Genomic DNA, 21,551 nt, shown 5'->3' on the forward strand with positions numbered 1-21,551 from the left:
GCTAGCAAGCTTGACCACGGAGCCGTTGGGCGGTCTCCGAACGATGTTGTTTGGGCTAAATGCTCGTGACAGGGGAACGTACCAATGAGTGATGCGCCGAGCCATGCGCCGGAGAAATCTATCTTACCGAGCTGGGTCAAAGGCCCTCAAGACTTTATCGGCGGCCTTGCTTTGGTGGCGATTGCTGCATTTGCTCTGTGGGCATCCAGCGATCTGCAGGGCATGCATGGCTTTTCGTTCGGAGCAGGTACCGCGCCGCGGATGTTCGGCATTCTGCTGCTGGGTCTTGGTGCAGCCGTAACCGTCGTCGGCATTTTCACAGAAGGCCCCGGGCTCTCCAAGTTCCACTGGCGCGGTCCGTTTTTTGTGGCGCTGGCTATTCTGGTTTTCGCGGTTGGCATTCGTCCGATGGGCATGATTTTCGCGGCGATGTCGAGTTTTCTGATCGCCGCGCTCGGTACGCACGAGACGCGCTGGAAAGAAACGATCATCGTTGGCGCTTGCCTCACGGGCTTCTGCGCCTTGCTGTTCCCGTACGCGCTTGGTCTGCCGTTGCAGATGTGGCCGACATTTCTGATCCGCTAAGAACGAGGGCGTCATGGGTGATCTTTTTTCGAATCTCGGTCTTGGCTTCAGCACCGTCTTCCAGTTCGTGCAGTGGACGCCGGCGTTCCTCGGCGGAATGTCGATCCCGCTTCCGATCAATATTCTGCTCTGTCTGATCGGTGCGCTGGTCGGTACGCTGGTCGGTGTGCTGCCGGGCATCGGTACCATTGCCACCGTGGCGATGTTGCTGCCGATCACGTTCGGTCTGCCGCCGGTCGGCGCGCTGATCATGCTCGCCGGCATCTATTACGGCGCGCAATATGGCGGTTCGACCACGTCGATCCTGGTCAACATTCCGGGTGAAGCAGGTTCGGTCGTGACTGCGCTCGACGGCTTCCAGATGGCGAAGCAGGGCCGTGCCGGTCCGGCGCTCGCGATTGCAGCAATCGGCTCGTTCTTTGCGGGTTGCGTTGCGACGGTCCTTATCGCTGTGCTCGGCGCGCCGCTCACCAAGCTCGCGCTTGCGTTCGGTCCGGCAGAATACTTCTCGCTGATGGTGCTCGGCCTGATCTTCGCCGTGGTGCTTGCCAAGGGCTCGGTGCTGAAAGCGATCGCGATGATCGTGTTCGGTCTGCTGCTGTCCATGGTTGGTTCCGACATCGAAACTGGCGCGTCGCGCATGTCATTCAACATCCCTGAACTTGCTGACGGCCTGGGCTTTGCCACGGTCGCCATGGGCCTGTTCGGCTTTGCGGAAATCATCCGCAACCTGGATGCGGGCGGCGAGGAAGATCGCCAACTCGTGCAGCAGAAGGTCACGGGCCTGATGCCGACCAAGAAGGATTTGAAGGACTCTGCGCCTGCCATTCTGCGCGGCACGGTGCTCGGCTCCATTCTCGGCATTCTGCCGGGCGGCGGCGCGGTCATCGCATCCTTCGCGGCCTATACGCTTGAGAAGAAGCTGTCGAAGGATCCGAAGCGTTTCGGCCGTGGAGCGATCGAAGGCGTTGCGGCGCCGGAAAGCGCCAACAACGCTGCAGCGCAAACCTCGTTCATCCCGCTGCTCACCCTCGGTATTCCGCCGAATGCGGTGATGGCTCTGATGGTCGGCGCGATGACCATTCATGGCATCGTGCCGGGTCCGCAGGTGATGCAGAAGCAGCCGGAACTCGTCTGGGGCATGATCGCCTCGATGTGGGTCGGCAACCTGATGCTGCTCGTCATCAACCTGCCGATGGTCGGCATCTGGGTTCGGCTGCTTCGTGTGCCGTATCGCCTGATGTTCCCTTCGATCGTGGTGTTCTGCAGCATCGGTATCTATTCGGTGAACAACGCACCGATGGACGTGGTGCTCGCAGGCGTGTTCGGTTTGCTCGGCTACTGGCTGATCAAGCATGACTTCGAACCGGCGCCGCTGCTGCTCGGCATGGTGCTTGGTCCGCTGATGGAAGAGAACCTGCGTCGTGCGCTGTTGATCTCGCGCGGCGATGCGACTGTGTTTTTCACCCGTCCGTTGTCGGCCACCCTGATGGCAATCTCGGCGTTCCTGCTGATCCTCGCTGTGCTTCCCGCACTGCGAAAGAAGCGCGACGAAGTCTTCGTCGAATCCGAGAGCTGACGAATCTCTCAACGCATCTGCGTCGTTACGCCACGGCCCGAAGTCGAATAGACTTCGGGCCTTTGCTTGTATTCAGTCCCGCGACTGTCGTTATTTTCGCGGCAAAAACATTTTCGGAGGAAACCAAATGAAGCTGTTCAATCGCAGAGTTGCGATCAGTGGCCTGGCGGCCGTCGCCGGCTTCGGCGCACTGGCAACCACTGTTCAGGCGCAGGAATACCCGACGCGCAACATCACCATGATCGTGCCGTTCGCGGCCGGTGGCCCCACCGACGTCATCGCGCGCATCGTCGCTGCCGATATGTCGAAGACGCTGGGCCAGCAGATCATCATCGAGAACGTCGTCGGCGCTGGTGGCACGACCGGCGCGACGCGTGCAGCGCGCGCGGCCAATGACGGCTACACGATCATCACCGGCCACATGGGCACCCATGCTGCGGCGGTGCCGCTGTATCCGAAGCTCGCTTATCACCCCGAGAAGGATTTCGAGCCCGTCGCGCTGCTGGCCGGCACGCCGATTCTGATCCTGGCGAAGAAGGATTTCGCGCCAAAGGATCTCAAGGAGTTCGTCACCTATGTGAAGGCCAACAGCGACAAGTTGAACATGGCTCATGCCGGCGTCGGTTCGGTGTCGTACTCGTCCTGCGAATTGCTGAGCTCGGTTCTGGATATCAAGCCGACCGGCGTGCCGTTCAATGGCACCGGTCCGGCGATGAACGCGCTGGTCGGTGGTCAGGTCGATTATATGTGCGACCAGATCGTCAACGCGGTGCCGCAGATCAAGGGCGGCACCATCAAGGCCTATGCCATTGCGACGCCCGATCGTAACCCGTCGCTGCCGGACGTCCCGACCACCATCGAAGCCGGGCTGCCGAAGTATCAGGCCTCGGCCTGGAACGCGATCTTCGCACCCAAGGGCACGCCTGCCGCGATCACTGCCAAGCTGAACGCCGCGGCCGCCAAGGCGCTGGACGACGAAAACGTCAAGAAGCGTTTGCTCGATCTCGGTTCGGACATTCCGAAGCCGGAAGCCCGCACCCAGGCTGCGCTCGGTTCGCTGGTGAAGAGCGAAGTCGAGAAGTGGTCGGCGGTGCTCAAGCCCGCAATGTGATCGGGAACCGGCTAGCCGGTTGATTTCAAGGGCCGGATCCCCAAGGGATCCGGCCCTTGTCGTTTGCGGGGCGGGGACACACTTTTTCGGGTATAATCCGGGAATCGGCGTGTCCGACCACCGGCCGAGGCGATAAGTTCGCCCGCTCACAAGCCCGCAAGATCGACCATGAACCAGTATCACGACCTGCTAGAGCGAATCCTGAGCGACGGTGCCGAGAAGCACGACCGCACCGGCACAGGCACGCTGTCGGTGTTCGGCCATCAGATGCGCTTCAAGCTCAGTGATGGCTTCCCCGTCCTGACCACCAAGAAGCTGTCGCTCAAGGCGATCATCCACGAGCTGCTGTGGTTTTTGGCAGGCGATACCAATATCAAATATCTCAAGGACCACGGCGTCTCGATCTGGGATGAATGGGCAGACGCCAATGGTGATCTCGGTCCGGTCTATGGATCGCAGTGGCGCTCGTGGCCTACGGCGGACGGACGCAGCATCGACCAGATCGCCAATGTGGTCGACATGATCAAGCGCAATCCGGACTCGCGCCGGCTGATCGTGACGGCGTGGAATCCCGCCGAGATCGACAAGATGGCGCTGCCGCCGTGCCATTGCCTGTTCCAGTTCTACGTCGCCAACGGCAAGCTGTCCTGCCAGCTCTATCAGCGCTCGGCAGATGTTTTCTTGGGCGTGCCGTTCAACATCGCGTCCTACGCACTGCTGACGATGATGATCGCGCAGGTCACGGGTCTCAAGGCTGGTGACTTCATCCATACGCTCGGCGATGCGCATCTCTATTCCAACCATCTGGAGCAGGCGCGGCTGCAGTTGACGCGGCCGACGCGTACGCTGCCGGTGATGAAGATCAATCCGGACGTGAGGGACATCTTCGCGTTCCGCTACGAGGACTTCACCCTCGAAGGCTACGATCCGCATCCGCATATCAAGGCCGAGGTCGCGGTTTGACCGCAGCGACACCCGTTCCTCAGATCGTCCTCATCTACGCCGTAGCCGAGAACGGCGTGATCGGGCAGGGCAACGCCATGCCATGGCGGCTGAAGTCGGACATGCAGCGGCTCAAGGCGCTGACCATCGGCAAGCCGATCGTGATGGGGCGCAAGACGTTCGAGTCGTTTCCGAAGCGACCGCTGCCGGGCCGCACCAATATCGTCATCACGCGCAATGCCGACTATCAGGCCGCTGGGGCTGTAGTCACCACGTCGCTTGCCGATGCGCGCGCGGTGGCGACTGGCGATGCGCTGCGGCGTTTGGTCACTGAGATTGCCGTGATCGGCGGCGCCGAGATCTATGCCCAATGGATGGGGATCGCCGACCGTCTCGAAGTGACCGAAGTTCACGCGCAGCCGACCGGCGATACCTTTATGCCGCCGGTCGATCTCACTGTGTGGGAAGAAGTGGCACGCGTCAGGAATGCGGCGGCGGGCGAGGACAGCGTCGATTTCTCCTATGTGACATATTGCCGGAGAGCGCCTCGTTAACCGCGTTTTCCGCCCGTTAACATTGACTTTCGCGGCCTCGGGCATAGCTCCAGCGATCAAGAACCCCGCGTTGTAAGAGCTGGGGTCGTCCCCTATAAAGCCATGCAGACGTGGCGAGACCGGTATGTCCGGCCGCGCAGAGGAGAGTGTTGAATGCCGTGGAAGAATCAAGGCGGAGGCCCATGGGGCTCTGGTCCGAAGGGACCTTGGGGTTCTGGTCCGCAATCATCCGGACCGAGGCCGCCTGATCTTGAGGATCTGCTGCGCAAGGGGCAGGACCGCCTGCAGTCGATGCTGCCCGGCGGCTTCGTCAGCGGCATGGGTATCGCGCTCGTGCTTGCCGTGGCGCTCGTGATCTGGGGTCTGTCCGGTTTCTTCCGCGTGCAGTCCGAAGAGCTCGGTGTCGTGCTGCGCTTCGGCAAGCATGTCCGCACCGTGCAGCCCGGCCTGAACTATCATCTGCCTTATCCGATCGAGACCGTGCTGTTGCCGAAGGCGCTGCGCGTATCGACGCTGTCGGTCGGCATGTCGATCCTGGAAGACACCGGTCGCCGTGGCCGCACCATCCGCGATGTGCCGGAAGAGAGCCTGATGCTGACCGGCGACGAGAACATCGTCGATGTCGACTTCACCGTGTTGTGGCGCATCAAGCCCGACGGTGTCGGCAACTTCCTGTTCAACATCCAGAACCCCGAAGGCACCGTGAAGGCGGTCGCCGAAAGCGTGATGCGTGAAGTCGTTGGCCGCGCCAACATTCAGCCGATCCTCACCGGCGCACGCACCACCACCGAAACCCAGGTGCAGGAACTGATGCAGAAGACGCTCGACGGCTATAGCGCCGGCGTCCTGATCCAGCAGGTCCAGCTGCAGAAGGTCGATCCGCCTGCCCAGGTGATCGATGCATTCCGTGACGTGCAGGCGGCACAGGCCGACGCGCAGCGTCTGCAGAACGAAGCCCAGACCTATACCAACCGCGTTGTGCCAGATGCGCGCGGTCGCGCCGCGCAGATCCTGCAGGTCGCCGAAGGCTATCGCGAACAGGCGATCGCCGAAGCCAAGGGCCAGAGCGCGCGCTTCCTCAAAGTGTATGACGAGTACAAGAAGGCGCCGGACGTAACCCGTCAGCGTATCTATCTCGAAACCATGGAGCGGATCTTCGGCGGTGCCGAGAAGCTGGTCTATGACGGCGGCCAGGGCGCCGGCGCGTCGCAAGGCGTCGTGCCTTATCTTCCCTTGAATGAACTGACGCCGCGGCGTCAGCCTCCGGCGCCATCTGGTCAGCCTCAGCAGAGCGGGAGCACCCGATGAAAACCGGCATCTCAGGTATCGTTGCACTGATTGTAGTGCTGGTGCTGGTCATCGTGGGCTTCGGCTCGATCTATACGGTGCGCCAGACTGAACAGGCCCTCGTGGTGCGACTCGGCGAGCCCGTTCGCGTGGTCACCGAACCCGGTCTGAACTTCAAGATCCCGTTCATCGACAGCGTGATCTCGATCGACAAGCGTATCCTCGATCTGGAAAACCCGGCTCAGGAAATCATCGCCAATGACCAGCGTCGTCTGGTGGTCGATGCCTTCGCTCGCTACAAGATCAAGAATGCCCTGCGCTTCTACCAGAGCATCGGGTCGATCCAGGCGGCGAACATCCAGCTCACCACGCTGCTCAACGCGGCCATGCGCCGTGTGCTCGGCGAGGTCACCTTCATCCAGATCGTGCGCGACGAGCGCGAGAACCTGATGAACAAGATCCGCGAGCAGCTCGACAAGGAAGCCGACGGTTACGGCATCTCCGTCGTGGACGTTCGTATCCGCCGCGCCGATCTGCCGGAGGCGAACAGCCAGGCTGTGTATCAGCGGATGCAGACCGAGCGTCAGCGGGAAGCTGCTGAATTCCGCGCGGGCGGTGGCCAGAAGGCGCAGGAGATTCGCTCCAAGGCCGATCGTGAAGCAACGGTGATCATCGCCGATGCGAATTCGACGGCTGAACAGACGCGTGGTGCCGGCGACGGCGAGCGCAACCGTCTGTTCGCCGAATCCTACGGCCAGGATCCGGAGTTCTTCGCGTTCTACCGCTCGATGACAGCCTACGAGAACGGATTGAAGAGCAACGACACCCGCTTCCTGCTGCGGCCGGATTCGGAGTTCTTCCGCTTCTTCGCCAATCCGTCGGGAAAGCCCCCCGCGGCAAAGCCGCAGTAGCGGCGTCACTGGTTAAGCTTACGCGGATACCTGTTTTGCGTTCGCTGCCACTCTGATCTAAAGGATGAGGCGCGCCATCGTGGCGCGCCTCATTTGTTTTCAGAAAAGCGCCAAGAAAACTGCCAAGAAACTGCGGCCAGGGTGCGAACGTTCGGGAGTTGAAGTCGGATGAGGTCCATAGCGTTTGCCGACTTCCTCATCGGCATCGGAATCCTGTTCGTATTCGAAGGCATCCTGTTCCTGGCATTTCCCGGATGGATGCGCCGCGCGATGAAGAGCGCGCTGCAAAGCCCTGACAACATCCTGCGCATTGCCGGTCTGGTCTCGGCCGTTGGCGGCCTGATCCTGATCTGGGCGATCCGGCGCTAGCGGCGGATCGTGATCTCTCCGGGGCGTCCGAAAAAGCTCTTCCAGATCAACGCGATCGTGCACGTTTACGTCCGCATTCCGCCGCAATCCACGTCCCAGATGGGCCAGCCGGATGGCCCGCGCGAAGGCTTGCGCGATGTCGCCGTTCGGGCGCACTCTCAGTCAAATTTGCCGACTCTCTTTTGGAGACGTTTCCGACATGTCCATCGCTCATCCCTCTCTGAGCTCCGTTTCGCGCCGTGCACCGTATAGCGGCCTGCGTCCGCTGCTGACGGCGCTTTGTTTTGGCGCCGCGGTCACGTTTTCCGCGCCGGCCTCGGCCCGCGGACCGGATGGCATCGCCGACGTCGCCGAGAAGGTGATCGATTCCGTGGTCAATATCTCGACCACCTCGACTGTCGAGGCGAAGAACAGCGACAAGGGCGAGGGCGGTGGCCGCGGGGCGATGCCGCAACTGCCGCCAGGCTCGCCGTTCGAGGAGTTCTTCGACGACTTCTTCAAGAACCGCGGCGGCCGCCCCGGCGGCGACAAGAATGGCGGCCTTCAGCCGCGCAAGACCAATTCGCTGGGCTCCGGTTTCATCATCGATACCTCGGGTGTCGTGGTCACGAACAACCATGTCATCGATGGTGCCGACGAGATCACCGTCATCATGAATGACGGCACCAAGATCAAGGCCGAGCTGGTCGGCGTCGACAAGAAGACTGATCTGGCGGTGCTGAAGTTCACGCCGGTAAAGCCCGTGGTCGCCGTCAAGTTTGGCGACAGCGAAAAGCTCCGGCTTGGCGAATGGGTGATCGCGATCGGCAATCCATTCTCGCTCGGCGGCAGCGTCACTGCGGGCATCGTATCGGCGCGTAACCGCGAGATCAGCAATAACAGCCCCTATGACAGCTACATCCAGACCGACGCCTCGATCAATCGCGGTAATTCGGGCGGCCCGCTGTTCAACCTCGAGGGCGAAGTGGTTGGCGTGAACACGCTGATCATCTCGCCCACCGGCGGCTCCATCGGCCTCGGCTTCGCCGTGCCGTCGAAGACCGTGGTCGGCGTCATCGAGCAGCTGCGCGAATACAAGGAAGTCCGCCGCGGCTGGCTCGGCGTGCGCATCCAGCCGGTCACCGACGAGATCGCCGAGAGCCTGAACATCAAGCCGGCGCGCGGCGCGCTGATTGCCGGCGTCGACGACAAGGGCCCGGCCAAGCCTGCCGGCCTCGAGCCCGGCGATGTGGTGATCAAGTTCGACGGCCGTGATGTCAAGGAGCCGAAGGACCTGTCGCGCATCGTTGCCGGCACCGCCGTCGGCAAGGCCGTCAATGTGCTGATCATTCGCAAGGGCAAGGAAGAGACCAAGCAGGTCACCCTCGGCCGTCTCGAGGATGACAAGCCGGTGCAGGCCTCGATCAAGGCCACGCCGGAAGCCGAGAAGCCGGCGACGCAGAAGGCGCTGGGCCTCGACCTCACCGGTCTCAGCAAGGATCTGCGCACCAAGTACAAGATCAAGGACAGCGTGAAGGGCGTCATCGTGACCGGCGTCGATGCCGGCTCCGACGCCGCCGAGAAGCGCCTGGCCGCCGGCGACGTCATCGTCGAGGTCGCGCAGGAAGCGGTCACCAACGCCGCCGACGTCAAGAAGCGCGTCGATGCCTTGAAGAAGGACGGCAAGAAGTCGGTGCTGCTGCTGGTGTCCAATGCCGAAGGCGAATTGCGGTTCGTGGCGCTGAGCGTGCAGTAAGGTTGCACGCTGAAGAGTAACGGTGGCTCTTTCTTCTCCCTCCTCCGACCGTAGCGAGCGGAGAGGGTGGCCCCTGTTCTCTCCACACGTCATGGCCGGACTTGTTCCGGCCATCCACGCCTTGCTGTGGATGTCGCCAAAGCGTGGATACGCGGGACAAGCCCGCGCATGACGGCGTTTGGTTTGGGCGTTCGCGCGTCACGTTATTCAGATTCAATTGTCAAACAGCCACGGTGCTTCAGACATGCGTCATCGCCCCCATTGTTTGCGGCGCGGGGGCGCCGTCGTCTGTTGCATTCCCTGCCCCCTGTGAGAGGGCGTGCGGAACGCCGGGTGCCCGTTGCACCCTTGGGCCTGATGCGAATGCGGTCTTCCGCAGAGTAGTGTGCATCAGGACTTTCGGAGGCGCCGAGCGCGTGCCCGACGTTCCGCCTGCGGTGTTTTTTCGGTTGCTTGCACTTTGCCTCGACGAACGCTCCGATCGCGAATTAAAGTCCCAAGGCGATGGGAAGGGAGCCTCAAGCGAGTAAGCCGAACGCGTTTCGATTTGGTCGTCCGTCACACTGTCCAGAGGTCTTTCCATCCGAAGGTCGGCCGTCTCCTTGCCAGTGGCAGTGCTGGCGCAGATCCGTCCTGCCCGAAGACAGACGTCACCCCAAACCGCGTGACGCCGCATCTCCGGCGTCCACCGCATCCTGCCCCGCGAACGTGACGATCGCGATCGCCCCTCTCGGTGGGGCAGGACAGAGGGGGATATAATCAAGATAGGGATTCTGTCAACGGCAAATAGGAAAGAATGTTTAGGTGATGCCTGCCGCTCCAAACTGTCATTCCGGGGCGCGGCCGGCACTTGCCGGACGCGAACCCTGAATCCCGACATGTTTTGCGCTGAACACTTCGAGATTCCGGGTTCGCACTACGCGGCTGCGCCGCTTTCATGCGCCCCGGAATGACGAGTACGGTTCAGCTCACAAACTCGCTGCGCTTGTAGCCCTGCGCATACAACAACGCCGTGAGATCGCCGTGATCGATCCGGGCTGCTGCGGCAGCTGCCACTGCCGGCTTGGCGTGATAGGCGACGCCGAGACCGGCATCCTGAAGCATCGCGAGATCGTTGGCGCCATCGCCGACGGCCATGGTGTCGAGATTGTCGAGATCGAAGGACTCGCGCAGCTCGACCAGCGTCGCGAGTTTGGCGGCTTTGCCCAAAATCGGCTCGGCGACGGTGCCCGTGAGTTTGCCATCGGCGACATGCAACACGTTGGCGCGGTTTTCCTGAAAGCCGACGAGTTCGGCAACCTTGGCTGTGAACAGGGTGAAGCCGCCGGAAACGAGACAGGTATAGGCGCCATTGGCGCACATGGTCTGTACCAGCTCGCGGCCGCCCGGCGTCAGTGTGATGCGCGAGGCCAGGACCTCGTCGACGACGCCGACTTTCAGGTCTTTCAGCAGTGCCACGCGTTCGCGCAGCGCCGGCTCGAATTCGATCTCGCCACGCATGGCGCGTTCGGTGATGGCGGCGACATGGGCCTTGAGGCCGGCGAAATCTGCGAGCTCGTCGATGCACTCCTGGCCGATCATGGTGGAATCCATGTCGGCGAGAAAAAGCTTCTTGCGCCTGTCGCTGACAGGCTGCACGACAACATCGATCGGCATGTCGCCGCGGGCTGCGCGGAGGCGATCGCCGAGCGCGAGGATGTTGTGGTCGCTGGTGAACAGGATGTCGGCAGCGACGCCGTCGCTCAGCCAGTGCGCCTCGGTATCGCCCGGCAAGATTGCGCGCATGCCGTCGATCACCGTGCTATCGAGAGCGGGATCGGCGGGGTTGCAGATCAGGGTCGCAACGAGAGACATGACGTGAGTTCCGGGCCAGACAACAGAGCGCTGCTTATCGCAGGGCCGACCGCCAGCGGCAAGTCGGCGCTGGCGCTGGCCGTGGCGCGCGCGCAAAACGGCGTGGTCATCAATACCGACAGCATGCAGGTCTACCGTGACCTGCGCGTGCTCACAGCGCGGCCGACGCGCGACGAGGAGGCGCTGGCGCCGCATCGGCTCTACGGCACGGTTGACGCGGCGGTGAATTTTTCGGCCGGGGCGTGGGTGGAAGAGGCTGCACGCGTGCTTGCCGAGGTCCGCGCGCAGGGCAGGCTGCCGATCTTCATCGGCGGCTCCGGGCTGTACTTCAAGGCATTGACGCGCGGTTTGTCCGCGGTGCCGCCGGTTGCCGCCGAAATACGCGACGATGTTCGCGCGCGGCTGGAAGCGGATGGGCCAGAGGCATTGCATGCACAGCTCGCGCGCGTCGATCCGGTCTCTGCCGCACGGCTCAATCTGCGTGATCGCGCGCGCATCGCCCGCGCGCTGGAAGTGGTGGAGGCGACCGGGCGATCGCTCACGGACTGGCACAGCGAGGGCCTGCCACCGCTGCTGCCGCCGGAGGGCGTGACCGCGCTGTTTCTCGCGCCGGAGCGCGACGAGCTCTATGCGCGCATCGATGCGCGTTTCGGCAAGATGCTGGAGGAGGGCGCGCTGGACGAGGTCGCGGCGCTGGCAGAACGTAACCTCGATCCGCTGCTGCCGGCGATGAAGGCCCATGGCGTGCCGGCGCTGATCCGGCATGTCCGCGGCGAGATCTCGCGCGAGGAAGCCGCCGAGATCGGCCGCGCGGATACACGGCACTATGCAAAGCGGCAGTTCACCTGGTTTCGGCATCAACTGCCGGAGTTTGAATGGATGACGGTGGAGGAGGCAATGCGCACCTTGGAGGATACCGCGCTTCGCTAGTCCACCCCACTGCGGGTGTCGCGATGATCCAGCGATTGGCGTTGGCGGACAGTGCTATTCAACGTCCCAACGATACATCCAACGAGTAACGCTGCGCACCCGTCAGTCATCAGCCGATAGAAAATGGCGAATGCAAAAGCCAAACCCACGTGGTGAGGGCCGGCCCAGACGTACAAACCATCGCTGACCGCGCGATACGGTCCATAGTTCGTCTTGACCAAGACAAAGAACGTCAAAAGTATCGCTGACGAGATGCCGATAATAGTCCATCTGACCAGGGGCTCAGCCTGTTTCGTCGCAAGCAATGCAACCGTCGCTCCGACAAGAAAAAAGAACAGGGGAGGGATGAGCCAAACCAGCATTTTTCTACAATTTCAGAGTGGGCTTTCGGATTGGTGAACTTAGGCGTGCATTTCCTCCTACCGCATATCAGCCCGCCCGATTTTTCCGCTCGCCGAACGCCAAAGACCCGGCTAGGCTCCAAAATCAGCGCGATCACAGCAACTTCCCTTGACATCCCCGGTTTGCTGGCTATGTTCCGCGCAAGTTATGAAAAGTCGGACCGATCTTGTGCGCAACAAAGTTACAAATCTCCTTATTATCGTGGTACCCTGGCGCACCGCCGGGGGTAGCTGACGGCTACCCACGAACCGAGCGGTGTGCACAGGGTCCTGAACGGGCCCTTTTTTATTGTCTGAACTTCAAGCTTTCCGAACCCAGCGACCATCCAGACCAAGCCGCGCCGCAGAGCGCATCCGGAGCGAACCATGAGCGACAGCAAGCCTCACGATCCCAATCAGATGACCGGCGCAGCGATGATCGTGCGCGCGCTTGCGGATCATGGCGTCAAGCACATCTTCGGCTATCCCGGCGGTGCGGTGCTGCCGATCTATGACGAGATCTACCAGCAGTCCGAGGTCGAGCACATTCTGGTCCGCCACGAGCAGGGCGCCGGCCATGCTGCGGAGGGCTATGCGCGCTCGACCGGCCTGCCGGGCGTCGTGCTGGTGACCTCGGGTCCGGGCGCCACCAATATGGTGACGCCGCTGGCCGATGCGCTGATGGATTCGATCCCGCTGGTCTGCATCACCGGCCAGGTCCCGACGCATCTCATTGGTAACGACGCGTTCCAGGAATGCGACACCGTCGGCATCACGCGGCCCTGCACCAAGCACAACTGGCTGGTCCGCGACGTCAACGATCTCGCCAAGGTGCTGCATGAAGCCTTCTATGTTGCGACAACGGGCCGTCCGGGCCCGGTCGTCGTCGACGTGCCGAAGGACGTGCAGTTCGCCACCGGCACCTATCATCCGCCGCGCAAGTCGGACGTCCACATCTCCTACGCGCCGCGCGTGAAGGGCGATGCCAATGCGATCCGCAAGGCGGTGTCGTTGCTGGCGGGAGCCAAGAAGCCGATCATCTATTCCGGCGGCGGCGTCATCAATTCGGGCCTCGCGGCGTCGAAGCTGCTGCGCGAGCTGGTCGAAGTCACCGGTTTCCCGATCACCTCGACGCTGATGGGCCTCGGCGCCTATCCGGCGTCCGGCCCGAATTGGCTGGGCATGCTGGGCATGCACGGCACCTACGAAGCCAACATGGCAATGCATGACTGCGACGTCATGCTGTGCGTCGGCGCGCGCTTCGACGACCGCATCACCGGCCGCACCGATGCGTTCTCGCCGAACTCGAAGAAGATCCATATCGACATCGACCCGTCGTCGATCAACAAGAACATCCGCGTCGATATCCCGATCATCGGCGATTGCGGAAACGTGCTCGGCGACATCCTGCAGGTGTTCAAATCCGAGGCGAAGAAGCCCGACACCAAGGACTGGTGGAAGACCATCGCCACCTGGCGCGCGCGCAATTCGCTGGCCTACAAGAAGAACGACGATGTGATCCTGCCGCAATTCGCGATCCAGCGGTTGTTCGAGGCGACGCGCGGTCACGACACCTACATCACGACCGAAGTCGGCCAGCATCAGATGTGGGCGGCGCAGTTCTTCGGCTTCGAGGAACCGCATCGCTGGATGACATCCGGCGGCCTGGGCACCATGGGCTACGGCCTGCCGGCGGCGCTGGGCGTGCAGGTTGCGCATCCGGACTCGCTGGTCATCGATATCGGCGGCGATGCCTCGGTGCAGATGACGATGCAGGAAATGTCGGCGGCGGTTCAGCACGAATTGCCGATCAAGATCTTCATCCTGAACAACCAGTATATGGGCATGGTGCGCCAGTGGCAGCAGCTGCTGCATGGCAACCGGCTGTCGCATTCGTACTCGGAAGCACTGCCTGATTTCGTCAAGCTTGCTGAGGCCTATGGCGGCGTCGGATTCCAGTGCAGCAAGCCCGGCGATCTCGACGGCGCGTTGCAGGAAATGATCAAGGTGAAGAAGCCGGTGCTGTTCGACTGCCGCGTTGCGGCGCTGGAAAATTGCTTCCCGATGATCCCGTCCGGCAAGGCGCATAACGAAATGCTGCTGCCGCTGGAAGCGAATGATGAAGCCACCGCGGCAGCCTTCGCCGGCGGCAAGGCGCTGGTGTGATGCAGATAACACAGGCCCTCATCCTGAGGAGCCGCACTCTTGTGCGGCGTCTCGAAGGATGAGTGTCCAAGCTCATGGTTCGAGACGCGCGAAGCCGCGCTCCTCACCATGAGGGATGTAACATCGTGGCGAAAGCCAAACGAGACTTCGACAGGGAACGACAATGGAACAGCCTGCCTCCGCCTATTTCATGGAAGAGCGTCACGATCCCAACGAGACGCATACGCTGACGGTGCTCGTCGCCAATGAGCCCGGCGTGCTCGCGCGCGTCATCGGGCTTTTTTCGGGCCGCGGTTACAACATCGAAAGTCTCACGGTGTCGGAGACCGAGAGCCACAAGCATGTCTCGCGCATCACCATTGTCACCACCGGCACGCCGATGGTGATCACGCAGATCAAGCATCAGCTCGATCGCATGATTCCGGTGCATCGCGTCGTCGACATGACGCTGACCGGCCGCTCCATCGAGCGTGAGCTTGCCATGGTCAAGCTGCGCGGCACCGGCGAGCATCGCGTCGAGGCGCTGCGCCTCGCCGAAGCATTCCGCGCCCGCGTGATCGACGCCACCATCGAGAGCTTCGTATTCGAGATCACCGGCAATACCGGCAAGATCAACCAGTTCATCGATCTGATGCGGCCGCTTGGCCTTGTCGAGATCTCGCGCACCGGCGTCGCCGCCATCAGCCGCGGACCGGAGGGGATGTAGCCTCCGCGCATCGCAGTCATGAAACCTCTCGACATCGCGTTGGCCGTCGCAGTGGCCGTGATCTGGGGCGTCGGCTTCGTGCTGACCCGGATGGCGGTCGACGAGATGTCGTCGACGCTGCTCACCACGCTGCGCTTCGGCATCACGGCGCTGCCGTGCCTGTTCCTGCCGAAGCCGAAGCTGTCATGGCTGCTGATCGTCGCCACAAGCTGGCTCCTGGTAGCGCAATTCCTGGCGCAGACCTATGGCATGGCGCATGGCGTGCCGGCGGGGTTGACCTCGGTGATCGTGCAGAGCCAGGCGCTGTTCACGGTGGGCGCCGCAGCGCTGTTCCTGCGCGAATTGCCGACCCGGCAGCAGGTCGCGGGTATCGCCATCGCCATGGGCGGGCTGCTGATGATCTGCTTCACGGTCGGCTATGACTTCAGCGTGTTCCCCTTCATGGTGCTGATGACCGCGCCGATAAGCTTTGCATTCTCCAATCTGCTGCTGCGGCGCGCGCAAGGTGTGCCGATGCTCGATCTGTTCGCCTGGATCAGCCTCGTGGCCCTGCTGCCGTTGCTGGTGGTGCTGTTCAGTGTCGATGGCGCAAGCACGACCTGGCAATCGCTGACGCATGCCTCGCTGAAGGCCTTCGCCTGTGTGTTGTTCCTCGCGCTGGTCGGCACCACGCTGGGTTACTGGATCTGGGGCCGGCTGCTGCGTGACTATTCCGCGGCGCAGGTCGTGCCGTTCGCGCTGCTGGTGCCCTTTATCGGGGCGGCTGCGTCGAGCGTCACGTTCGGCGAACAGTTTGGATCACTGCGGCTCGCGGGCATGATCGTCGTTGTCTGCGGCATTGCCGTGATGCTGCTGTCGAAGCGCCCACCCACGCTTGTCGAGGTGGTCTGAGGTCATGTCGCAACAACTCTTGTTCGCCTTTATCGTGTTCGCCATCGTGATGTTCTTCACGCCCGGCCCGAACAACATCATGCTGCTCGCGTCGGGGCTTAATTTTGGCTTTCGTCGTACGCTGCCGCATGTCTTCGGCGTCACCGTCGGCTTTGCTTTCATGGTCGCCGTTACGGGCCTCGGATTGGGGGCGGTCTTCACCTCCTATCCGGTGCTGCACACCATCCTGAAATATGCCGGCGCCGCTTATCTCGTCTATCTCGCCTTTGCGATCGGGATGTCCGGTCCGCCCAACCCGGGTGACGCCGAACGGCGCCGGCCGATGACGTTTTTCGGCGCAGCGCTGTTTCAATGGGTCAACGTCAAGGGCTGGGTGATGGTGATCGGCACCATCACCGCCTATGCGGCGATTGCGAACTATCCCTGGAACATCCTGCTGCAGGTCGCCCTGTCGCTGCTGCTCGGGTTCGTGTCCTGCGTCACCTGGGTGCTGTGCGGCACCTCGCTGCAATCGCTGGTAAAATCGCCTGGCGCGGTCCGGGCGTTCAATATCGTCATGGGGCTGCTGCTGCTGGCCTCCCTGTATCCGGTGCTGGTCGAGCTATGAGCCCGACGCGCAGCGTAAAATCACCGTCGCGGGCTTGTCTCGCGGCACCCGTCGCCCTAGAAACCGGCGGCAATTCATGGTCTTCGGCCATTCGGCTTGAGACCGGTTCGAACGGGCAGCTTTGAAATATAGTTGCTGAAGAGAGGAAATACCCATGCGAGTTTATTACGATCGCGACGCCGACCTGAACCTGATCAAGGGCAAGAAGGTCTGCATCGTCGGCTACGGCAGCCAGGGCCATGCCCATGCGCTGAACCTCAAGGACAGCGGCGTCAAGGACGTCGTGATCGCGCTCCGCAAGGGCTCGGCCACCGCGAAGAAGGCGGAAGCCGCCGGCTTCAAGGTGATGGAAGTCGCCGAGGCCGCCAAGTGGGCCGACCTGATGATGATGCTCACCCCCGACGAATTGCAGGGCGACATCTATCGCGACCACATGCACGACAACATGAAGAAGGGCGCAGCGCTCGTCTTCGCACACGGCCTCAACGTGCACTTCAACCTGCTTGATCCGCGTGAAGATCTCGACGTGCTGATGATCGCACCGAAGGGTCCAGGCCACACCGTGCGTTCGGAATATCAGCGCGGCGGCGGCGTGCCCTGCCTGATCGCGGTTCACAAGGACGTTTCGGGCAACGCCCATGACCTCGGCCTGAGCTACGCTTCGGCAGTGGGCGGCGGCCGCGCCGGAATCATCGAGACCTCGTTCAAGGAAGAGTGCGAAACCGATCTGTTCGGCGAGCAGGCCGTTCTTTGCGGCGGCACGGTCGAATTGATCCGCGCCGGCTTCGAGACGCTGGTGGAAGCCGGCTACGCACCGGAAATGGCTTACTTCGAGTGCCTGCACGAGCTGAAGCTGATCGTCGACCTGATCTATGAAGGCGGCATCGCCAACATGAACTACTCGATCTCCAACACCGCGGAATACGGCGAATACGTCACCGGCCCGCGCATCGTCACCTCGGAAACCAAGGCCGAGATGAAGCGCGTGCTGACCGACATTCAGTCCGGCAAGTTCGCGCGCGACTGGATGCTGGAAAACAAGGTCAACCAGGCCTCGTTCAAGGCGACCCGTCAGCGCAACAATGCGCATCCGATCGAGGAAGTGGGCGCCAAGCTCCGCGACATGATGCCGTGGATCAAGGAAAAGGCGCTGGTCGACAAGACCAAGAACTAAAATCAACATCATCGCCGGAGCAAAAGATCAAAATTTGCTCCGGCAATGATCTCGCCTTGCCGCTAGCTGGCTAGATGCCAGCGCATTCTCCCGCAACACATCCAATGCCGAATATAATCTTGGCTCGTCTCTGGAACGTGAGGGCTTGCCATCTTCCCGCTTGCCCCTGAGCTGTGCGGCTCTTCAGGAAGGTCAAGTGAAGTAAATCGATCTGTTCATCTGTTAGTGCGTTCGCAGAAATCCGCTTGTTCCATGCGTCCGCATTGTCTGAGATTCGCGAGGTCCCATCTTGATCGGGCGAGCCAGCGAGAGCCTGATACCAAGCAATCAGAGAGTGTAGCTTCTTCTGTTGTGTCGCCTGATCAAGCGTTTTCCAGCCATTTCGGATACGTTCGATATCCGCATTCTCAGGAAATTTTCCTTGCTGGACTTTAGTGTCGATTGCCCATTTGATTCTTCTTACGGAGGAGGCGCTGTTTGCGAACATGCGACGCAGGTCGTCGCGGACACTCTCCAGTAACCTGACGAAGCGGTCTGTCTGGACCTGAATCATGGGTGAGGATTCAAACAGCGCGTTCAGTTCCTGCTTGAGCGATGCAGCCGAGGTCTGGTTTTGCTGAAGCGCAAGAAGCTCATTCCGGCAATCGTTAGTAATTGGAACTTTGAGGCAGCCCTTTGAAAATAGTAGATCGCCATGCTTCGGCATGATCCGTTCGATCTCCTCGTCGTAGGCTTTGTCTGTAGCGAATTGGTTTTGATACGCAGTCATAAGGCTCTGTAAAGAGGATTGGCCGTAGTTCCACTGAAGAACCCCGAGCGATATGATCTGGCCGTCGAAATTCCCCGTGTAGCCTGACCAGCAGCCGCTAGTTTCCGGAATGGATACGTCTTTCAGAGCTTCGAAAATCAGCTCGCGCGTAATGCCGATCGTTTTCAGGTTGTCCAGAGAGCTAATGCTGACCAAGATTTCGCTGGACGAAGCGACCTTCTTGCATCCAGCGGCATGAGCGGTGTGTTGAAAATCAATCAGTGCAAACAAAGCGAAGATGGAAAGAGTAATGGCTCTCATCGAATTCCGCTCCCAGTGGCTTGCTAAATTAATGAATGTGAAAATGCGGAGGTCTATGTCCCTTCGGACTTGCAATTTGTTACTTCGGCTCCGGTGACGTTGAGCTGCTTTCCGTTCGGAGTGGAGCACTTGGATATGGTGTTTGCGAGGGAAGAGTCGATAATGGCCCTTAGGTTCGCCAATGAGCATATGTTTGCGTATTGCTGTGCCCTGCCGCGGACAACGACTAATCGCTCCAGTTCATTATAGCAGCCGCCAGTCGCGGTGCATGCTGCCTCTTGAAGCCTTCCCTTTCTCCAGTCTGAGCTTATTCCGTTCAGGTAGGCTTCCATTTGCTCTTTCACATGGCGCTTCAGCTGCGTCGAATATGGAGCAAACGCATAAATCTCAGATGCGAACTTATTGAGGTTCTGTCCATATGCGACGGTCGCTGCTGTCGTCGCGATTGCTGTCGTGCCCGCTCCATATGCGGCCATGAGCGGGGTTGCAGCTGTAATGGAGGCTGCAAGGACCTTGTCAATAAATGACAGATCTTGCTGAAAGCGGGCGAGTTTGTCGAAGAAGTCATCGCACTTTTCGTTTGTGTAGTTGATGCTGGCCAATAGGTACTCCGAAGAATACATCTGCCGAACACCTCGGGCATCGGCAATCGTAGTTGTCCCGGTTTCGCCAGCGTATCTGGTGATTTCCTGAGGAGTGGGTGCTGAGACCCAATTACTCTCTGTTGCGCTCTTACATCCACCCAGGACGACCAGGCTTACTAACGCTGCTCCTGCTCGAAACATGCCGCCCCCTTTGTAATTCCCATCAATGAAGGCAAGCGGAGCGCTGTTCGCAATTAGATTGTATTAATCTGTCATATATATCCACAGGTGTTTATGGGCTCCTTTCTCTTTTTAGTGGTCGAGGTTTGAAGAAAGTGAATGCGGCAAACGCGGTCCTTTTTTGTGTTGGGTAAGCGTGGATCTGTTGACGCCCGCGCAAGGAGTTCATCGCCGTGATGGCCAACGAGGTAGTAAAAAGCAAAAGCTTTTATTGGAGACCTTTCATGCGATCCATCGTCATCACCGGCGTCTCCACGGGCATCGGCCACGCCACGGCGAAGCTTCTACTCGCGCGCGGTTTTCGCGTATTCGGCAGTGTCCGTAGGCAGGTTGATACAGAGCGGTTGCAAGCCGAGTTCGGCGCGAACTTCATCCCGCTGCTATTCGATGTGACCGATGTGGCCGCTGTGTTGGCCGCCGCTGCCCAGGTCCGCGCCGCGCTGAATGGCGAGACGCTCGCGGGTCTCGTCAACAATGCAGGCGTTGCGGTTCCCGGCGCGCTGCTCGATCTGGCGGTGGACGAGTTTCGCCAGCAGATCGAGATCAATGTGATGGGGCCGGTGATCGTCACCAAGGCCTTCGCGCCGCTGCTCGGCGCCGATTCGGCGATGACGGGCGCGCCCGGGCGCATCGTGATGATGAGTTCGGTGTCCGGCCAGTTCGGCAATCCACTGCTGTCGCCCTATAGCGCGTCGAAATTCGCACTGGAGGGGCTGGCCGAGAGCCTGCGACGCGAATTCATGCTGTTCGGTATCGACGTGCTGGTGATCGCGCCGGGGGCCGTGCGCACGCCGATCTGGGACAAGGCCGAGGCGATCGATATGGCGCGCTTCGATGCGTCGCCGTTTCTGCCGGCGCTAACGAAGCTGCGCGAGATGCTGATGAAGCTGGCGAAGAACGGGCTGCCGCCGGAGAAGATCGCTGAGCTGGTGCACCGAGCGCTGACCGCATCCCGGCCGAAGCTGCGCGTGGTGGCGTCGCCGGAGCCGGTCCAGACCTTCGTCGCCGGTTTGCTGCCAAAGCGGTGGCTGGACGCGATTATGGCCAAGCAACTCGGGCTGCGGCCCAAATAGCGGGGCCATTTGTCGCCTCGACAGGGGGGCCAAAATGGCCTAATTGGTCCTACCAGATTGGTAGGGTCAATCCATGCTCGCTGCGGTCAGTACCGACACCTCCGACGCCGTTCGGAAAATGCTCGAATTCGTCCGGCACCACCGGCTTGCGAAAGGCGACCGGCTGCCGTCGGAGCGGGATCTGTCGGAGCGGTTCGGGGTGACGCGCGGCTCGGTCCGCGAGGCGCTGGCGGTGCTCGATGCCATGCGCATCACCGAGCGGAAGCCCAAATCAGGCATCTATCTGCGCAACGCGCTGGAAGACAGCGGGCTCGATGCGCTGGTGCTGCAGGCCGACCTTGGCCTGCCCTTCGATGCGCAGGTGACGCGCGATGTCACCGAGGCCAGAATTCTGTGCGAGGAACAGGCGTTCCGGCTGGCCTGTCAGCGCCGCACCGACGCCGATCTCAAGAAGCTGCATCAGCTGCTCGACACCTATGCGGCGCTCGTCGCCAATGGCAGCAATCTCGCCGATGAAGACGTCGCATTCCATCTTGCGGTTGTCGCGGCGAGCCAGAACCGTGTGCTGGTGCGCACGCTGACGCCGCTGATGCTGATGAGCACGGGCTGGCGGCGCCGCTATTTCGCCTCTGCCGAGATCCGCCAGCGCTCGCTCATTGATCACCGCGCTTTTGTCGCCGCGATCGCAGCGCGCGACGAAGCGACAGCCACAATGCTGGTGCATCGCCACGTGCAGACCGCCGCCGAAGACGTTCGAGCATTGGCCGAGCAGGGCGCCACAGACTCCGACGTCAAGGACTGATC

Annotated in this window: 20 protein-coding genes; 17 read left to right on the plus strand and 3 right to left on the minus strand. The window is 61.2% G+C overall.

What is annotated here, in order from left to right; genetic code table 11:
• Positions 1–84: 84 nt before the first annotated feature.
• The 9 genes from SFY93_RS14005 (at position 85) to SFY93_RS14045 (ending at position 9,073) form a co-directional block, all read left to right on the plus strand.
• Positions 85–585 (plus strand): tripartite tricarboxylate transporter TctB family protein, encoded by a 501-nt coding sequence (locus tag SFY93_RS14005; RefSeq protein WP_320447536.1) that lies wholly within the window; start codon positions 85–87, stop codon positions 583–585.
• 13 nt (positions 586–598) lie between these two features.
• Positions 599–2,164, plus strand: a complete 1,566-nt coding sequence (locus tag SFY93_RS14010; protein WP_320447537.1) for a tripartite tricarboxylate transporter permease — start codon at positions 599–601, stop codon at positions 2,162–2,164.
• 127 nt (positions 2,165–2,291) lie between these two features.
• Positions 2,292–3,275, plus strand: coding sequence for a tripartite tricarboxylate transporter substrate-binding protein (locus SFY93_RS14015; RefSeq protein ID WP_089268260.1), 984 nt, complete (start codon positions 2,292–2,294; stop codon positions 3,273–3,275).
• A gap of 168 nt (positions 3,276–3,443) precedes the next feature.
• Positions 3,444–4,238, plus strand: a complete 795-nt coding sequence (locus SFY93_RS14020) for a thymidylate synthase (protein WP_231077555.1) — start codon at positions 3,444–3,446, stop codon at positions 4,236–4,238.
• On the plus strand, positions 4,235–4,771 hold the full coding sequence (locus tag SFY93_RS14025; RefSeq protein WP_320447538.1) for a dihydrofolate reductase: 537 nt from the start codon (positions 4,235–4,237) through the stop codon (positions 4,769–4,771). The genes SFY93_RS14020 and SFY93_RS14025 overlap by 4 nt, the downstream gene beginning before the upstream one ends.
• Before the next feature lie 153 nt (positions 4,772–4,924).
• Positions 4,925–6,079 (plus strand): FtsH protease activity modulator HflK, encoded by a 1,155-nt coding sequence (gene hflK / locus SFY93_RS14030; RefSeq protein ID WP_089268263.1) that lies wholly within the window; start codon positions 4,925–4,927, stop codon positions 6,077–6,079.
• Positions 6,076–6,969: a protease modulator HflC gene (gene hflC / locus SFY93_RS14035; RefSeq protein ID WP_089268264.1), complete on the plus strand. Its 894-nt coding sequence runs from the start codon at positions 6,076–6,078 to the stop codon at positions 6,967–6,969. The genes hflK and hflC overlap by 4 nt, the downstream gene beginning before the upstream one ends.
• 168 nt (positions 6,970–7,137) lie before the next feature.
• Positions 7,138–7,338 carry a DUF2065 domain-containing protein gene (locus tag SFY93_RS14040; protein ID WP_068734021.1) on the plus strand — a complete coding sequence of 67 codons (201 nt, stop codon included), beginning with the start codon at positions 7,138–7,140 and terminating at the stop codon, positions 7,336–7,338.
• A gap of 199 nt (positions 7,339–7,537) precedes the next feature.
• Positions 7,538–9,073: a Do family serine endopeptidase gene (locus tag SFY93_RS14045; RefSeq protein ID WP_320447539.1), complete on the plus strand. Its 1,536-nt coding sequence runs from the start codon at positions 7,538–7,540 to the stop codon at positions 9,071–9,073.
• 963 nt (positions 9,074–10,036) lie between these two features.
• On the opposite strand, the gene serB is transcribed toward SFY93_RS14045, so the two are convergent.
• A complete protein-coding gene (serB, locus tag SFY93_RS14050; protein WP_320447540.1) occupies positions 10,037–10,927 on the minus strand; it encodes a phosphoserine phosphatase SerB in 891 nt (296 codons plus the stop codon).
• 3 nt (positions 10,928–10,930) lie between these two features.
• On the opposite strand from serB, the gene miaA reads away from it, so the two are divergent.
• From miaA to ilvC, 6 genes are all read left to right on the plus strand, one after another.
• On the plus strand, positions 10,931–11,857 hold the full coding sequence (miaA, locus tag SFY93_RS14055) for a tRNA (adenosine(37)-N6)-dimethylallyltransferase MiaA (RefSeq protein WP_320447541.1): 927 nt from the start codon (positions 10,931–10,933) through the stop codon (positions 11,855–11,857).
• A gap of 767 nt (positions 11,858–12,624) precedes the next feature.
• Positions 12,625–14,403 carry an acetolactate synthase 3 large subunit gene (locus SFY93_RS14060; protein WP_320447542.1) on the plus strand — a complete coding sequence of 593 codons (1,779 nt, stop codon included), beginning with the start codon at positions 12,625–12,627 and terminating at the stop codon, positions 14,401–14,403.
• Between the two features lie 163 nt (positions 14,404–14,566).
• Positions 14,567–15,109 carry an acetolactate synthase small subunit gene (gene ilvN, locus SFY93_RS14065; RefSeq protein ID WP_068738461.1) on the plus strand — a complete coding sequence of 181 codons (543 nt, stop codon included), beginning with the start codon at positions 14,567–14,569 and terminating at the stop codon, positions 15,107–15,109.
• 18 nt (positions 15,110–15,127) lie between these two features.
• Positions 15,128–16,000 carry an EamA family transporter gene (locus SFY93_RS14070; RefSeq protein ID WP_320447543.1) on the plus strand — a complete coding sequence of 291 codons (873 nt, stop codon included), beginning with the start codon at positions 15,128–15,130 and terminating at the stop codon, positions 15,998–16,000.
• 4 nt (positions 16,001–16,004) lie between these two features.
• On the plus strand, positions 16,005–16,607 hold the full coding sequence (locus tag SFY93_RS14075; protein WP_068738457.1) for a LysE family translocator: 603 nt from the start codon (positions 16,005–16,007) through the stop codon (positions 16,605–16,607).
• Positions 16,608–16,761: 154 nt separating this feature from the next.
• Positions 16,762–17,781 (plus strand): ketol-acid reductoisomerase, encoded by a 1,020-nt coding sequence (ilvC, locus tag SFY93_RS14080; protein WP_089267877.1) that lies wholly within the window; start codon positions 16,762–16,764, stop codon positions 17,779–17,781.
• A 70-nt stretch (positions 17,782–17,851) separates the two neighbouring features.
• Here ilvC and SFY93_RS14085 read toward each other — a convergent pair whose 3' ends face one another.
• Entirely contained in the window at positions 17,852–18,850 is a 999-nt protein-coding gene (locus SFY93_RS14085) for a hypothetical protein (protein ID WP_320447544.1), read from the minus strand.
• A gap of 53 nt (positions 18,851–18,903) precedes the next feature.
• Complete coding sequence (locus tag SFY93_RS14090; protein ID WP_320447545.1) at positions 18,904–19,452, minus strand: hypothetical protein; 549 nt, start codon at positions 19,450–19,452, stop codon at positions 18,904–18,906.
• A gap of 446 nt (positions 19,453–19,898) precedes the next feature.
• Between SFY93_RS14090 and SFY93_RS14095 the strand changes: the two genes are divergently transcribed.
• Positions 19,899–20,747, plus strand: a complete 849-nt coding sequence (locus SFY93_RS14095; RefSeq protein ID WP_320447546.1) for an SDR family NAD(P)-dependent oxidoreductase — start codon at positions 19,899–19,901, stop codon at positions 20,745–20,747.
• Positions 20,748–20,820: 73 nt separating this feature from the next.
• A complete protein-coding gene (locus tag SFY93_RS14100) occupies positions 20,821–21,549 on the plus strand; it encodes a FadR/GntR family transcriptional regulator (RefSeq protein WP_320447547.1) in 729 nt (242 codons plus the stop codon).
• Positions 21,550–21,551 lie beyond the last annotated feature (2 nt).

Source organism: Tardiphaga sp. 42S5 (assembly GCF_034044155.1).
GTDB lineage: Bacteria > Pseudomonadota > Alphaproteobacteria > Rhizobiales > Xanthobacteraceae > Tardiphaga > Tardiphaga robiniae.